Origin of the sequence: Cellulosimicrobium sp. 72-3 (assembly GCF_013127315.1) — a bacterium.
GTDB classification, from domain to species: domain Bacteria; phylum Actinomycetota; class Actinomycetes; order Actinomycetales; family Cellulomonadaceae; genus Cellulosimicrobium; species Cellulosimicrobium funkei.
Window position 1 is genome coordinate 2,555,860 of the sequence record NZ_CP053419.1, and the last position, 13,689, is coordinate 2,569,548.

Annotated in this window: 10 protein-coding genes; 4 read left to right on the top strand and 6 right to left on the bottom strand. The window is 77.9% G+C overall.

Translation table 11 applies throughout. The features are described 5' to 3' along the window. Positions 1 to 57: 57 nt before the first annotated feature. The 4 genes from HKK73_RS11615 to HKK73_RS11630 are packed head-to-tail and all read left to right on the top strand — an operon-like array spanning position 58 to position 3,590. On the top strand, positions 58 to 504 hold the full coding sequence (locus HKK73_RS11615) for a metalloregulator ArsR/SmtB family transcription factor (RefSeq protein ID WP_171468049.1): 447 nt from the start codon (positions 58 to 60) through the stop codon (positions 502 to 504). Next, positions 501 to 2,213, top strand: a complete 1,713-nt coding sequence (locus HKK73_RS11620; RefSeq protein ID WP_171468050.1) for a SulP family inorganic anion transporter — start codon at positions 501 to 503, stop codon at positions 2,211 to 2,213. Before HKK73_RS11615 ends, HKK73_RS11620 begins: the two co-directional genes overlap by 4 nt. Before the next feature lie 17 nt (positions 2,214 to 2,230). Beyond that, positions 2,231 to 3,136, top strand: a complete 906-nt coding sequence (locus tag HKK73_RS11625; RefSeq protein WP_216607981.1) for a helix-turn-helix domain-containing protein — start codon at positions 2,231 to 2,233, stop codon at positions 3,134 to 3,136. Continuing rightward, on the top strand, positions 3,102 to 3,590 hold the full coding sequence (locus tag HKK73_RS11630; RefSeq protein ID WP_171468051.1) for a VOC family protein: 489 nt from the start codon (positions 3,102 to 3,104) through the stop codon (positions 3,588 to 3,590). Before HKK73_RS11625 ends, HKK73_RS11630 begins: the two co-directional genes overlap by 35 nt. 28 nt (positions 3,591 to 3,618) lie before the next feature. On the opposite strand, the gene HKK73_RS11635 is transcribed toward HKK73_RS11630, so the two are convergent. The 6 genes from HKK73_RS11635 to HKK73_RS11660 all read right to left on the bottom strand — a co-directional run bounded on the left by HKK73_RS11635 (position 3,619) and on the right by HKK73_RS11660 (position 13,668). After that, positions 3,619 to 5,310, bottom strand: a complete 1,692-nt coding sequence (locus tag HKK73_RS11635) for a bifunctional 3'-5' exonuclease/DNA polymerase (protein WP_171468052.1) — start codon at positions 5,308 to 5,310, stop codon at positions 3,619 to 3,621. Beyond that, positions 5,307 to 7,418, bottom strand: a complete 2,112-nt coding sequence (locus tag HKK73_RS11640; protein WP_171468053.1) for a hypothetical protein — start codon at positions 7,416 to 7,418, stop codon at positions 5,307 to 5,309. The genes HKK73_RS11635 and HKK73_RS11640 overlap by 4 nt, the downstream gene beginning before the upstream one ends. Further along, on the bottom strand, positions 7,415 to 8,620 hold the full coding sequence (locus HKK73_RS11645; RefSeq protein WP_216607982.1) for a VWA domain-containing protein: 1,206 nt from the start codon (positions 8,618 to 8,620) through the stop codon (positions 7,415 to 7,417). Before HKK73_RS11645 ends, HKK73_RS11640 begins: the two co-directional genes overlap by 4 nt. Further along, positions 8,596 to 11,127: a DUF5682 family protein gene (locus tag HKK73_RS11650; RefSeq protein WP_171468054.1), complete on the bottom strand. Its 2,532-nt coding sequence runs from the start codon at positions 11,125 to 11,127 to the stop codon at positions 8,596 to 8,598. The genes HKK73_RS11645 and HKK73_RS11650 overlap by 25 nt, the downstream gene beginning before the upstream one ends. Then, positions 11,118 to 12,251, bottom strand: a complete 1,134-nt coding sequence (locus HKK73_RS11655) for an AAA family ATPase (protein WP_171468055.1) — start codon at positions 12,249 to 12,251, stop codon at positions 11,118 to 11,120. The genes HKK73_RS11650 and HKK73_RS11655 overlap by 10 nt, the downstream gene beginning before the upstream one ends. A 130-nt stretch (positions 12,252 to 12,381) precedes the next feature. Next, positions 12,382 to 13,668 (bottom strand): YihY/virulence factor BrkB family protein, encoded by a 1,287-nt coding sequence (locus HKK73_RS11660; protein WP_171468056.1) that lies wholly within the window; start codon positions 13,666 to 13,668, stop codon positions 12,382 to 12,384. Positions 13,669 to 13,689 lie beyond the last annotated feature (21 nt).

Genomic DNA, 13,689 nt, shown 5'->3' on the forward strand with positions numbered 1-13,689 from the left:
CCGCTCGCCATGGTTTGATGGATTGCGCAAGCCATCATCCCATTGCCCGGAGGACCCGTGCCCCGCCCACCCCGCACCGACGACGGCGCCCCCGGCACCGACGAGACCGCTCCCCTCTACCGCATCAAGGCCGAGCTCTTCCGGTGCCTCGCGCACCCCACGCGGATCCAGGTGCTCGAGGTCCTCGCCGCCGACGCCGCCCACACCGCGCCCGTCTCCGTGCTGCTCGACGTCACCGGGTGCGAGGCGTCCCAGCTCTCCCAGCACCTCGCGGTGCTGCGCCGGGCAGGCGTCGTCACCTCGACGCGCAGCGGGAACGCCGTCGAGTACCGCCTCGCCGAGCCGCTCGTCGCCGAGCTGCTCGTCGTCGCGCGGGCGTTCCTCCTGTCGAACCTCGCCGGCGCGTCCGACCAGCTCGAGGCCGCGCGGCGGCTCCCGGCCCTGCCCGGCGCGACCGCGCGCGCGGTGCTCGACGCGACCACGGCGTCGTCCCCCTCGGCATGAACCGCCTCGCCGCCGTCCGCGACCTGCTGCCCCGCCGCTCCGACTACGACCTGCGCCCCCGGACCCTGCGCGCCGACCTCCTCGCCGGCGTCACCGTGGGCGTCGTCGCGCTCCCGCTCGCGCTCGCGTTCGGCGTCAGCTCCGGCGTCGGGGCCGCCGCCGGGCTCGTCACCGCCGTCGTCGCCGGCGTCGTCGCGGCGGTCCTCGGCGGGTCGAACCACCAGGTGTCCGGACCGACCGGGGCGATGGCGGTCGTGCTCGCGCCGGTCGTCGTCACGCACGGCCCAGGCTCCGTGGCGCTCGTCACCGTCCTCGCCGGGCTCGTGGTCCTCGTCGCCGGGCTCGCCCGGCTCGGCCGGGTCGTCACGTACATCCCGTGGCCGGTCGTCGAGGGGTTCACGCTCGGGATCGCGTGCATCATCTTCCTCCAGCAGGTCCCGGCCGCGGTCGGCGTCGAGGTCGCGCCCGGCCACAACACCCTCGTGTCCGCCGTGGAGGCCGTGCGCGCCGCCGTCACCGACGTCCCCGCCGCCCCGGTGCTGTGGACGCTCGGCTGCGTCGCGCTCGTCGCCGCGACCATGGTGCTGCTCCCCCGGCTCCACGCGGGGATCCCCGCGTCGCTCGTCGCGGTCGTGCTCGCCACCGTCCTCGTCGAGGTGCTCGGCGCGCCCGTCCCGCGCATCGGTGCGCTGCCGTCGTCGCTGCCCGCGCCCGTCCTGCCGTCGGTCACGCCCGGCGCGCTGCGCGACCTCGGCGGCGCCGCGCTCGCCATCGCCGCGCTCGCCGCGATCGAGTCCCTGCTGTCCGCGCGCGTCGCAGCGACCATGGTCCAGTCCGGGCCGGGCGGCGGTTCCGTCTACCAGCCCGACCGGGAGCTCGTCGGCCAGGGCGCCGCCTCCGTCGCCAGCGGCCTCTTCGGCGGCATGCCCGCCACGGGGGCCATCGCCCGCACCGCGGTCAACGTGCGCTCCGGCGCCCGGACGCGGCTCTCCGCCGTCGTGCACGCGGTCGTGATCCTCGCGGTCATGTACCTCGCCACCGGCCCGGTCTCGCGGATCCCGCTCGCCGCGCTCGCCGGCGTCCTCATGGTGACGAGCTTCCGGATGATCGGCGGGCGCACGATCCGCTCCGTCGTCGGGGCCGGGCGCTCCAGCGCGGCGACCTTCGCCGTGACTGCCGTCGTCACCGTCGCGTTCGACCTCGTGCAGGCCGTCGAGATCGGCATCCTCGTCGCCGCGTTCTTCGCGCTGCGGACCGTCGCCCGCGCCTCCGGGGTCCACCGCGAGCCGCTGCCCGGCCCCGCCGAGCCGGGCGACGAGCACGTCGCGCTCTTCCGGCTCGAGGGGTCCATGTTCTTCGGTGCCGCCGACCGCGTGCTCGCCGAGGTGACCGACGCCTCGGCGCACGAGGACGTCGCCGTGGTCGTCCTGCGGCTCTCCCAGCTCCGCATGGTCGACGCGACCGGGGCGAAGGCGCTCGGCGGGCTCATCGAGGGTCTCGAGGCGCGCGGCGTCACCGTCCTCGTCAAGGGCGTCCAGGACCGGCACCGCGCGCTGCTCACGAACGTCGGCGCGCTCGCCGAGCTCCGGCACGAGAACCATCTGTTCGACACGCTCGACGACGCCGTCGAGCACGCGCGCTCCCACGTGCGCCGCGCGGCGAGCGGCACCGACGTCCCGCAGGTGCGCGGTCTGCGACCCGCGACGTGAGTGCCTAGCCTGGAGGCGTGCACGAGTACGTGCGAGCCCTGCCGCCGGCGCTGCCGCCCGGCGTCGTGTCGATGGTCGGCTACCGCCTGCGGACCGCGACGACGGACGGGACACCGTCCGTCCACCGCGGCCTGCCGTCGCCGTGGCTCACGCTCGTCGTGAGCACGGCGGGCGCCGTGCCGACGGCGGTCGGGCCGGACGACGCCCCGGTGGGCTACGCCTCGCTCGTCGGCGGTCTGCACACGCGGCCCGCCTACATCCACCAGCCGCCCGAGCAGGCGGGCGTGCAGCTCGCCCTCGACCCCCTCGCGTGCCGCGAGCTGCTCGGTGTCCGGGCCGGCGACCTCGGGCTCGTCGAGGACGCGGACGCGGTGCTCGGGCCCGTCGCCGAGCGGTTGCGCGAGCAGGTGGCCGAGGCGGGCTCGTGGCCCGCGGCGTTCGACGTCGTGCGGGCGGCGCTCACGCAGCCCGGGGCCGTCGCGCCGGGTGGCTCCGTCGCCCGGCGCGACGGCGTGCGGCCCGACGTCGCGGAGGCGTGGCGGGTGCTGGTGCGCACGCACGGGCGCGCCCGGGTCCGGGACGCGGCCCGCCACGTAGCGCTGGGCGAACGCCGCCTGGAGACGCTGTTCCGGGCGGAGCTCGGGGTCTCGCCGCGCGCGGCGCGCGGGCTCGCGCGGTTCGACGCCGCCCGTCGTGCGGTGCAGCGCCTCGCCCTCGGCCGCGGGCCCCGCACGCTCGCGGACGTCGCCGCGAGCGCCGGGTACGCCGACCACTCCCACCTCGTGCGCGAGTTCCGGCGGTTCGCCGGCACGACGCCCACCGGGTGGGTCCAGGAGGAGGTCGGGAACATCCAAGCCGGGGGCCACACCGACGGCCCAGCCTGGGACCATGAGCATCCACGAGAGCACCCGGGACACCGCTGACCACACCCCCGCTGCCGACGCGGCCGGGACTCCGACCGGGGCACCGAGCCCCCAGGTCTGGCCCACCCTCCAGGCGCGCGACGCCCGCGCGCTCGTCGCGTTCCTCACCGACGTCGTCGGGTTCGTCGCGACGGCCGTCATGGCGGGCCACGACCGCGACGTCGCGCACGCCCAGCTCGACTGGCCGCACGGCGGCGGGATCATGCTCGGCAGCCACTCCCCCGAGCGCGAGTGGTCGCGCGAGCCGGGGACGTGCGGCGCGTACGCCGTCGTGCCCGACGACGCCGCGATCGAGGCGCTCGACGCCCGGCTGCGCGAGCGCGTGCCGGGTACCGGCGGTCGCGTCGTCGTGCCGCTGCGGGACACGGACTACGGGAGCCGCGAGCTCGTGCTCCAGGACCCCGAGGGGAACCTCTGGTCCTTCGGCACGTACCGCGGGGAGCCGCGGCGGTGACGGCGCCGGGCGTCCTGCCCGCCGCGCCTCACTTCGCCTCGGCGTAGTGGTCGACGACCGAGACGGTGAGCGGGAAGTCGACCGGGAAGTCGCCGAACAGCAGGCGTCCGGCCTCGGCCGCCGCGGCGCGGACCTCGTGCGCGACCGTCTCGGCGAGCTCGGCCGGCGCGTGCACGACGACCTCGTCGTGCAGGAAGAAGACGAGGTGCGCTCGGTCGGCGAACGGGGCGGGCGCCGCCCCGGGGGTCGCGGCGAGGGGCAGGTCCCACAGCCGCCGCCGGATCGACGCGAGCCAGCACAGCGCCCACTCGGCGGCGGTGCCCTGCACGACGAAGTTGCGCGTGAACCGGCCCCAGGCCCGCGTGTACGACCGGGCCCGCGCCTGCGCGTCGGCCCCGGACGCGGCGTCCTCCGTGGCACCGGCGTCCTCGACCGCGTACGCCCCGTCCTGCGCGGCGTGCCACGACTCGCCGGGCCGCGGGGAGCTGCGGCCGAGGAGCGTCGAGACGACCTCCCCGCGCTCGCCGGCCTGGGCGGCGCGCTCCACGAGGCCGATGGCGTCGGGGAACGCCTTCGCGAGCCGCGGGAGCACGAGCGCGCTGTCGCCCGTCGTGCCGCCGTACATCGCGCCGAGCATCCCTACCTTCGCGTGGTCGCGGGTCGCGACGGCGCCCGACGCGACGATCCCCGCGTACATGTCGCCCCCACGGCCCGCGGCGGCCATGCGCTCGTCGTGCGCGAGCCCGGCGAGCACGCGGGGCTCGAGCTGCGCGGCGTCGGCCACGACGAGCCGCCAGCCCGGGTCCGCGACGACGGCGCGCCGCACCTGCTTCGGGAGCTGCAGCGCTCCCCCGCCGCTCGACGCCCACCGGCCGGTGACGACCCCGCCCACGACGTACTCGGTACGGAACCGGCCGTCGTGCACCCAGGTGTCGAGCCACGCCCAGCCGTTCGCCGTGAGGAGCCGTGCGAGCTTCTTGTACTCCAGCAGCGGCTCGACGACGGGGTGGTCCGTGCGCTCGAGCTCTCCCTTGCGCAGGGACCGCACGCCGACGCCCGCGTACTGCAGCGCCTTGAGCAGGTCGGGGTGGGAGTCGGGGTTGAGCGTGGGCGGCGCGTCGAGCGCGGCGCGGATGCGTGCGACGAGCTCCTCCATGCGCGCGGGCCGCTCGCCCGGCCGGGGCCGTGGTCCGAGCTCGCCGCTGAGGATCGCGTCGTGCACGTCGGCGCGCCACGGCACGCCCGCGTGGTGCATCTCGGCGGCGACGAGTGCGCCCGCGGACTCGGCGGCCAGCAGGAGCCGCAGCCGCCCCGCGGCGTCCGGCCCGTCCGCGGCGGCGGCGGTCGCGAGCTGGTCGCGAAGCTCGGCGACGGGGTCCAGCCGCACGCTCGGGCCGTCCTGCGCACCGAGCTCGAAGAGCCCGACGGGCTGCCGCGGCGCGGACGGGTCGCGCCCGGCCGGCACCGCGGCGAGCGCGTCCCACGGCCCGGGGTCGCGCCGCGCGAACGGCGTACCCGCGACGAGCCGCGAGCGTCGTAGCAGCACGTGGGACAGGCGCAGGTCGTGCGACCGCTCCACGCGCCGCCCGGCCGCGAGCAGGGGCGGGTACCACCGGTTCGTGTCGTCCCAGGTCTCGCGGACCGGGTCCGGCGGACCGTCCGCGACGTGCTCGACCCGGGCCCGTCCGGGCGAGCCGACGTGGACGGCGTAGGTGCTCACGCGCTCCCCTCCCGTGCTCGGGGCCCAGGGTCGGGCGCGGCGGCCACGGCGCGCGCGAGCGCCCGGCCCCGGGACGCGACAAAGCCGGCCCGCAGGAGCCGGGCCGCGTCGGGCTCGTGCGCGACGAGGCCGACCGCGGCGGCGAGCGTCGTCGCCCCGAGGTCGTCGGCGGTGCGCGCGGCGCGCGCGAGCGCGCTCGCCTGGTGGGGCGTGAGGTGCCGGCGCCCCGTGGCGGCGAGCGCCACGACCGTGTCGAGCAGCGTGTCGCACACCTCCTCGACGGGCGTGGGCACGACCACCTCCCGCGCGTGCGTGCCGGCACGCCCGCGCAGCGACCGCACCCGGGCGCGGAGCCGGGTCCACGGGGTCGACCACGCCCGGTGGTCGTACGCCGGCGTCAGCGTCGGGACGACGACGTCGAGGCCCTCGCCCGGGCGGTCGACGAACAGCCCGACGGCCTCGTCGCGCCGCGACGCGAGGTCGCGCTCGACGGTGACGGCGACCACGCGCCGGTTCCCCGCCGCGACCCCGAGCAGGGTGTCGCACGCGGCCTCGTCCGCAGCGTCGACGCGCACGACCGTCTCCGCGCCGTCCGCCGCGACCAGCGTCCACGTGAGCTCCTGGGCGACCTCGTCGAGGCCGATCGCCCCTGCCTCGCGCACCATGACGACCCGCACGGCGGCGGGTGTCCGGCCGAACCCGGCCTCGGCCCGCGGCGGGGTCGTCGCGGTGCGGGCCGCGACGTCGCGGAGCTCGTCGGCGTCGAGCGCCCCGAGCGGCCCGACGTCGGGCCCCTCGCCCGCGCGCAGCCCCGTGTCCGCCCGCTCGGTCGCGCCGCGGAGCGCGAACGGGCCGCGGCACAGCGCCTCGACCGAGCGGCCCCAGACGAGCGGGAGGTCCCACGAGCGCCGGAAGGTCGGGTCGGCGCCCGGCGGGCGGCCGGTGGTGACCGACCGCACGCGCCCGGCGTCCGCGTCCCACAGGTGCACGGTCACCCCGCGCGCGCCCGACGCCGCGACCCACCACCGCGCACCGAGCGGCACGACCCGCGCCAGGTCGGTCGGGCGCTCGTCGGGCGTGCCGGCGTCGGGCGGCGGCTCCGCCTGCACGTACGCCCACAGCTCGGCCAGGGCCAGGAGGCAGTCCGTCTCGTCGACCGCGTCGCGGCGGTCCGCGAGCGCCTCGAGCCGCCCGACCGCGGACGTCACGAGGCGCTGGACCGCGGGCCGCCGGCCGAGCCGCGCCACCACACCCGCACCGCGCAACTCCTCCAGGTCGTCGCGGCCGACGTGCGCGAGCCCGACGTCGAGCAGCCGCTCGACCGCGCGCACGACCTCGTCGGCCACCGCCCGGGCGTCGGGGACGCCCGTGGCACGCGGCGTCGCGGCGGCCCGCTCGGGCCAGGGCCACGGACGACCGTGCGCACGCCACACCTGCACGAGCGCCTCCAGCCGCCACCGGCGCTCGTCGGCGTCGCTCCACGTCGCCCCCTCGCGGGCCACGAGCATCCCCGGGAACCCCGCCCCCGCGACGTACGTGACGCGCGGCGCGCCGGGCCACGAGACCTCCGCGCGCGGGCCGTCGACCGCCACCTCCACGGGCGGCCCCCCGACCGCCCCCTCCACGGGGAGACCGTCGGCCGACGCCTGCGCGGGACGAGCGGGCACCGTCTCGGCGACCGCCCGCACGACGGCGGCGCCCGCGGCACGGTGCACGACGCGCGGGTCGAGCGCGAGGATCTCCGCCACCGGGTCCGGGGCGGGAGGGGACGGCGTCGCGCCGTCACCTGCCACGGCGGGAGGCGGCGCGGGTGCGGCACCCGTCCCCCGCGCCCACAGGCTCGCGGCCACGACGTGCTGGCACGTGCCCGGCGTCGGGCACGCGCACCGCGCCCCCGCGGGACCGCGCGCGTCGAGCTCGACCCGCACCCCGGCCACGGACACGACGACGCCGTCGGGGCGCGCCTCGACCGGCTCGACCCGCCCGGCGGCGACGTCCTTGCGGGCGCGCCGCACGAGGCCCGGGCTCGCGAGCGTGGCGAGGGCGTCGTCGTCGTACCCCGCGTACACCGCAGCCCACGCACCGGGCCCGGCGCCGACCCCGTTCACGGGAGCACCTCGCCCAGCCACTCGGCGAACCGCTCCGGCGTGAGCGCCGCGATCTCCATGCCCTGCTCCGCGAGCCGGCGCGCGACGCCGCGGTCGTACGCGGGGTTCGCCTGCCCGTCGAGGGCCGCGAGCCCGAGCAGCCGGACGCCCGACGCGTGCAGGCGCCCCACCGCGGACACCAGCTGCGACACCGAGCCGCCCTCCTCGAAGTCGCTGACGAGCGCGACGACCGTGCGCCGCGGGTCGCGCACGTGCTGCTCCGCGTACCGCACGGCGCGCGCGATGTCGGTCCCGCCGCCGAGCTGCGCGGTGAGCAGCACCGTCACCGGGTCGTGCGCGAGGTGCGACATGTCGACGACCGCCGTGTCGAACAGGACGAGGCGGACCGTGATCCCCGGCAGCCCCGCGAGGATGCCCGCGCTCACCGCGCTGTAGAGCACCGAGGCCGCCATGGACCCCGACTGGTCGACGAGCAGCACGACGTCGTACGACAGCGCCCTGCGCCGCCGCGCCGAGAAGCGCAGGTCCGTGACGAGCAGGCGCCCGCGCTCCGGGTCCCAGCGGCCGAGGTTCGCGCGGACCGTCGCGGCGGCGTCGAACGTGCGGCTCGACCGCACGAACGAGCGACGGGTCCGGTCCCGGCGCCCGTCGACGGCCGTCACGAAGCGGGGGCGCAGGCGGCGCACCACGTCCTCGACGACGCGCGCGACGATCCGTCGCAGCCCGTCCTGCACCTGCGGCCCGAGCCTGCCCCGCACGCGCAGGAGCGCCGACGCCAGCTCCGTGCTCGGCTCGACGGCCTCGACCGCCTGCGGGTCCGCGAGCAGCTCCGTCATGCCGTACCGGCCGACCGCCTCGACCTGCATGCGCTCGAACGTCTCGCGCGGGAACAGCTCGCGCGCCGACCCCAGCCAGTCGAGCCCCTCGACGACCGACCCGCCGCGGCCGCCTCCGCGGCCCCTGCCCCCGTCGCCGTCGGGGTCTCCCCCGGTGCCGTGCCGGTGGCCGCGCGCGGTGTACTCGCGGTCGTAGAGGTGCCCGAGCGTGCGGTCCAGCGCCTGGTCCGGCGGCGCCACGGGCAACGCGTCGCCCGCGTACCGGCCCAGCACGAGCCGCCAGCGCCGCGCGGCCTCCTGGTCGTCCGCCCGCCCGACCACGCCCAGACCGCCGCCCGCCGTCACGAGGCGCTCCCGCGAGCCCACGCGCCCAGCCCGTCCCGCTCGAGGACGGCGACGAGCTCGCGCTCCACCACCAGCGCGGCCCGCAGGTCGTCCTCCGAGACGTGCACGCGCCGGTCCAGCGCGTCCGCGCGCGTCCCGGTGCGGGCGGCGACGCGCTCGGCGAGCCGGTGCGTCTCGGTCGGCCGCAACCACGTGAACGCGCGCCGCAGGTCCGGCAGGACCGCGCGGAACGCGTCCTCGTCGAGACCACGCAGGCCCTCGTCGACGGCGTCAAACATCTCCGGCGTGTGGAGCAGGAGGTCCGGGGCCGCGCGCAGGACCCCGCCGAGGAACGCCGTCGCCGCCACGGGGTCCGCGCCGGGTGCGAGCTGGGCCCGCACCCGCTCGACGAGCCCGCGGTCGCCGGGCTCGCCGCCGAGCTCGTCGTCGAGCTCGTCGTCGAGCTCGTCGTCGACGGCGGCGAACGCGGTGAGCGCGCCGCGCACCGCCGGGGACGCGTCGGCGTCCTCGCGCACGAGCGCGAGCGCCTGCCCCACCGTCGCGGCCGCCGAGCCCGGTCCGTCCCGGCCCGCGCCGCGCACGTCACGCACGAGGGACCGCAGCGCGACGAGGCTCGCCAGGGCGTCGTCCTGCGTCGTCGCGTCGGCCGCCGCGAGGTCCGGGACCAGGTACGCGGCCGTGGCCAGCCCCTGCTCCGCGAGGTCGAGCAGGGCCTGCGCGTGGTCGCCCAGCTCCAGCTCGACGCGCGCCCGCCACAGCGCGACGAGCCGTCGCATGCCCGCGACGACGGACGCGAGCGACGGGTCCACGTCGAGCGTGGAGCGCACGAGCGCGACGAGCGGGGGCAGCCGCTCCGGGAGCCCGACGACGACGCACTGCGCGACGAGGCGCGCGACGGCGTCGCTCGAGCGCTCCTCGCGCGCCCGCTCGCGGGCGTCGTCGAGCAGCGCGACCGCGACCGCCTCGAGCGTCGCCCCGCGGTGGGAGAGCTCGACGAGGCGCGCCTCGACGAGCGGCGTCCACGCGTACGTCCACTCCTCCAGCACGAGGCCCAGCCCGCGGCCCGCGACGTGGTCGGGGCCGGAGACCCGGCGGGCGAAGCCCAGCTCGAGGAACGCGCACAGCGCGAGGAACCGGCGCCGGTCGCGGTGCGCGGCACGACGGCGGGCGTCGAGCCGCACGGTGCGCGGCACGGCGTCGGACACGTCGAGGCGCAGCGCTCGGGCGCGGGCCCGCGCCTCCTCGACGAGCGGCGGGGCCGCACCGCCTGGGGCGACGTCGCCGAGCGCGCGCCCGGCGAAGACCTCGGCGACCGCGAGACCGAGCGGGCGGTCTCCCGCGGCGTCCAGGTCGTCCCGGTCCTTCACGTAGCACGAGGTGATCGCGTCGAGCAGGTCGGTGCGGCACGGCCAGGGCCGTTCCCGCAGGGCCGCGAGCCGGTGCGCGTGCTCGACGGCGGCCTGGGACTGGGCCACGCTCACGAGGGCCCCGCGCTCCGACGCCCCGCGCCCGACGTCGACCAGCACCCCGGCCGCGGCGGCAGCGGGCCCGGCCGGGTCGTGGTGCGCGGCCCAGACCCGGTCGTAGTAGCCCGGCGCGGGCATGCCCGCGCCGTACCCCCGCAGGGCGTCGAGCCGCTCGTCGTCGTAGCGGACGAGCCACGCGGGGGCGTCGGCGAGGTCGCCGTACCCGTCCGCGGGGCGCCGCGCCACGACCGCCGCGCCGTGCTCGCTCCCTTCGAGCGCCTCGACGAGGGCGAGCGTGTGGAACGCGCCCGTGACGACGACGACCGGCCCGTCCGCACGCGCGGCGTGCTCCGCGACGCGCGCGGACATGCGCGCCTCGCGGTCGAGCGAGCCGTCGGCGGCGAGCGCCTCGTCCTCGTAGTCGAGCCGCGCGAGCGCGGCCCACGCGAACACGTCGTCGACGAGCTCGCGCCAGTCGTGCAGGCGCGCCGTCTCGCGCGCCTCGAAGAGGTGGTCCCACAGCTCGTCGTGGTCGCGGCACCCGAGCCGCTCCGCGAGCCGGGCGACCGTGCGCGAGTGCGCGAGGTGGCGCTCCGCGAGGACGGTCCGCGCGGCCGCTCCCCGCTCGTCGTCCTCCTCGGCCGTCCGTTCCCCCCACGGGGAGTCGACGAACGCGAGCTCCGCGCCCGCCGCGTGCCCCGCGCGCAGGGCGACCCACTCGGGCGAGTACCGCGCGAGCGGGTAGAAGCCCGCGGCGCGCACGCCGCCTCCCGCGGCGTCCGCGAGGTCGCCGGCGAGGCTGAGGACCGCGACGGGCGGGACCGTCCGCTCGTCGAGCAGCGCGGGCAGGAGGCGCGTGTACTCCTCGGGCCCCTCGACGAGCACGACGGACGGCCGGACCTCGGCGACCAGCGCGGCCACCGCGACCGCGCAGGCGGGACTGTGGTGGCGCACCCCGACGAGGTGCACGCCGTCCCGCTCGCGCAGCAGCGCGAAGTCGTGGGCCGCCTGGCGCAGCCGCGGCGGCGCGGCGCCCCACGCGGCGCGCAGGGCTACTGCCACAGGTCGCCCGCCGCCGTGAGGAAGTCCTTCCAGCGTGCGTCCGACCGCGCGCGCTCCCGCACGACGTTGTCCACGTAGTGCCGCAGCCGCCGCGCGTCCTCCTCGTCGCCCTTGAGCGCGACGCCGCCCACCTGGCGCGCGACCTGCCCGGCCGTGACCGTGCCGTCGCCGAGGTAGCGCGCCTCGAGCGACGCCGCGATCGCGACGTTCACCGCCTCCGCCGTCGACATCACGGTCTCGGGGCGCTTGACCGGTGCGCCGCTCGCCGTCGTGCCGGTGCGCAGGTCCTGGAACACGGTGACGAGCACCTCGAGCACGTCACGGTCGAGCACGGGACGGTCCGCGGCCGGCCCCAGTTCCGCCGTGAGGCGCGTCTCGACGAGCTCGATCTCGAACGCGCGGTCGCGGATCGGCGCGACCGTCTCGAAGTTGAAGCGCCGCTTGAGCGCGGCCGACATCTCGTGGACCCCGCGGTCGCGCAGGTTCGCCGTGGCGAGCACGTTGAATCCGGGCCGCGCCGCGACACGGGCGTCGGCGCCGAGCTCGGGGACCATGAGCTGCTTCTCGGACAGCACGGAGACGAGCGTGTCCTGGATCTCCGGGGCGCAGCGCGTGATCTCCTCGAACCGCGCGACGCGCCCGCTCTCCATCGCGCGGTAGACGGGCGACGGGACGAGCGAGCGCTCGCTCGGCCCCTCCGCGATGAGGAGCGCGTAGTTCCACGAGTACCGCACGTGGTCCTCGCTCGTGCCCGCGGTGCCCTGCACCGTGAGGGTCGACGTGCCGCTCGCGGCCGCGGCGAGCAGCTCGGACAGCAGGGACTTGGCCGTGCCGGGCTCACCGACGAGCATGAGGCCCTGCCTGCCGAGCAGCGACACGACCGCGCGGTCGACGAGCGGGTCGTCACCGAAGAACTTGCGGCTCACGCCCAGCTCCCGGTCGCCCACGACGAACGCCCGCACGGCGCGCGGGCTCAGGCGCCAGCCCGGCGGGACGTCGGCCCCGCGTCGGGCGTCGGTCTCGGCGAGCACCGCGAGCTCGTCGGCGTACCGGACCTCCGCCGGCGGTCGCAGCTCGGCGAGCGCCGGGGGCGCCTGCTCGTCACCGGTCGTCGTGCTCGTCACCCGGGCTCCTCCTTGGTCCGGTCGCGGGCACCGTGCCCGTGGTCCTGCGGGTCAGCGTAGGAGCCGCGTCCCACACGGCCGGCGCCGGTGCCGCGGGAGCGGTCGTCGACGGGTTCGGCGGCCGTGCGCGTCACGGGGCGCTCTCCCCACCGGTCCAGGCTGCGCCCGTGGCGCGTCCCGCCGGGACCACGCGGTGCGGGTCGGCCTCCGCGTTCACGACGCCGCCCACGAGCACGACGATGCTCGTGAGCCAGCCCCAGAGGACCCCGGCGAGGACGAGGCCGAGCATCTGCCCGGCCGCCTGGACGACCGCCGTCGTCCCCGCCTCGGAGCCCGGCGCCGCCGGTCCCGCGAGCCGGACGTAGAGCCCGAACCCCCAGGACACGAGGAGGACGCCGCCGGTCCCGACGGCCGCGCCCGGCAGGCACCGCCGCCACGTCGTGTCGACGTTCGGTGCGTAGCGGTAGAGCAGCGTGAGGTACGCGCCGCAGACGAGCACGACGGTCGGCCAGCGCAGCACGTCCCACGTCTGCCGGAAGGCCGCGTCGAGACCGAGCCGCTCGGCCAGGTCGGCGCCGTCGCCCAGGAGCGGGCCGACGACGACGAGCGCGACGACGGACACCGCCGTGACGATCGCGCCGAGGGCGAGCGCGACCCCCAGGACGTACTGCGCCACGACCCCGCGGCGTCGCTCGACGCCGTACGCGTCGTCCAGGGCGCGGACCGCGGCGCGGAAGACGCGGCTCGCGAGCCAGAGCGCGACGAGGAACGACCCGACGGCGAACCCGGTGCGCTGCTCGTCGAGCAGGCTGTCGACGAGCGGCGCGACGACGGAGGTCGACACGTGCTCGGCGAACACCGTGGTGAGCCCGCCGACGATCGACGAACGGATCGAGTCGACGGTGTCGTCGCCGAGGAGCGGGCGCAGGAAGCCGAGGCTCGACCCGATCGCGGTCGTCAGCGGGATGAGCGAGATGAGGCCGTAGTACGACATCTCGGCGGCGAGGCCTGTGACGCGGACACCGGCGACGCGGAACGCCGAACGGGCGGCGACGTCGGCGACGCGCACGCCTCGCACCCGCGGCCCGGTGCGCGCCGCGGCGGCGAGCACGCGGTCCTGCCACGCGACCCGGCCCGCCGCGCGCTCGCGCCGCCGCGCCGTCCACGGGCGGACCACCGCTCGCGCGCACCACGTCCCGGCGGCGACCGCGCCGGCCGCGGCGGGCACGCTCGCGAGGGCGCCGAGCGCCCGGGTCCCGCCGTCGTCCGCGGCGACGGCCACCACGACGACGACCGCCCCGACGCCCGCGAGGGCGAGCAGCGTCGACGTCGCCGTGCTCACGGCGGACCGGACTGCCGTCGACCGGCGCGCGAGCACGGCGACGAGCAGCCAGGCGAGCGTCGCGACGACGATCACGGGGCGGCGCCGCCGCTCACG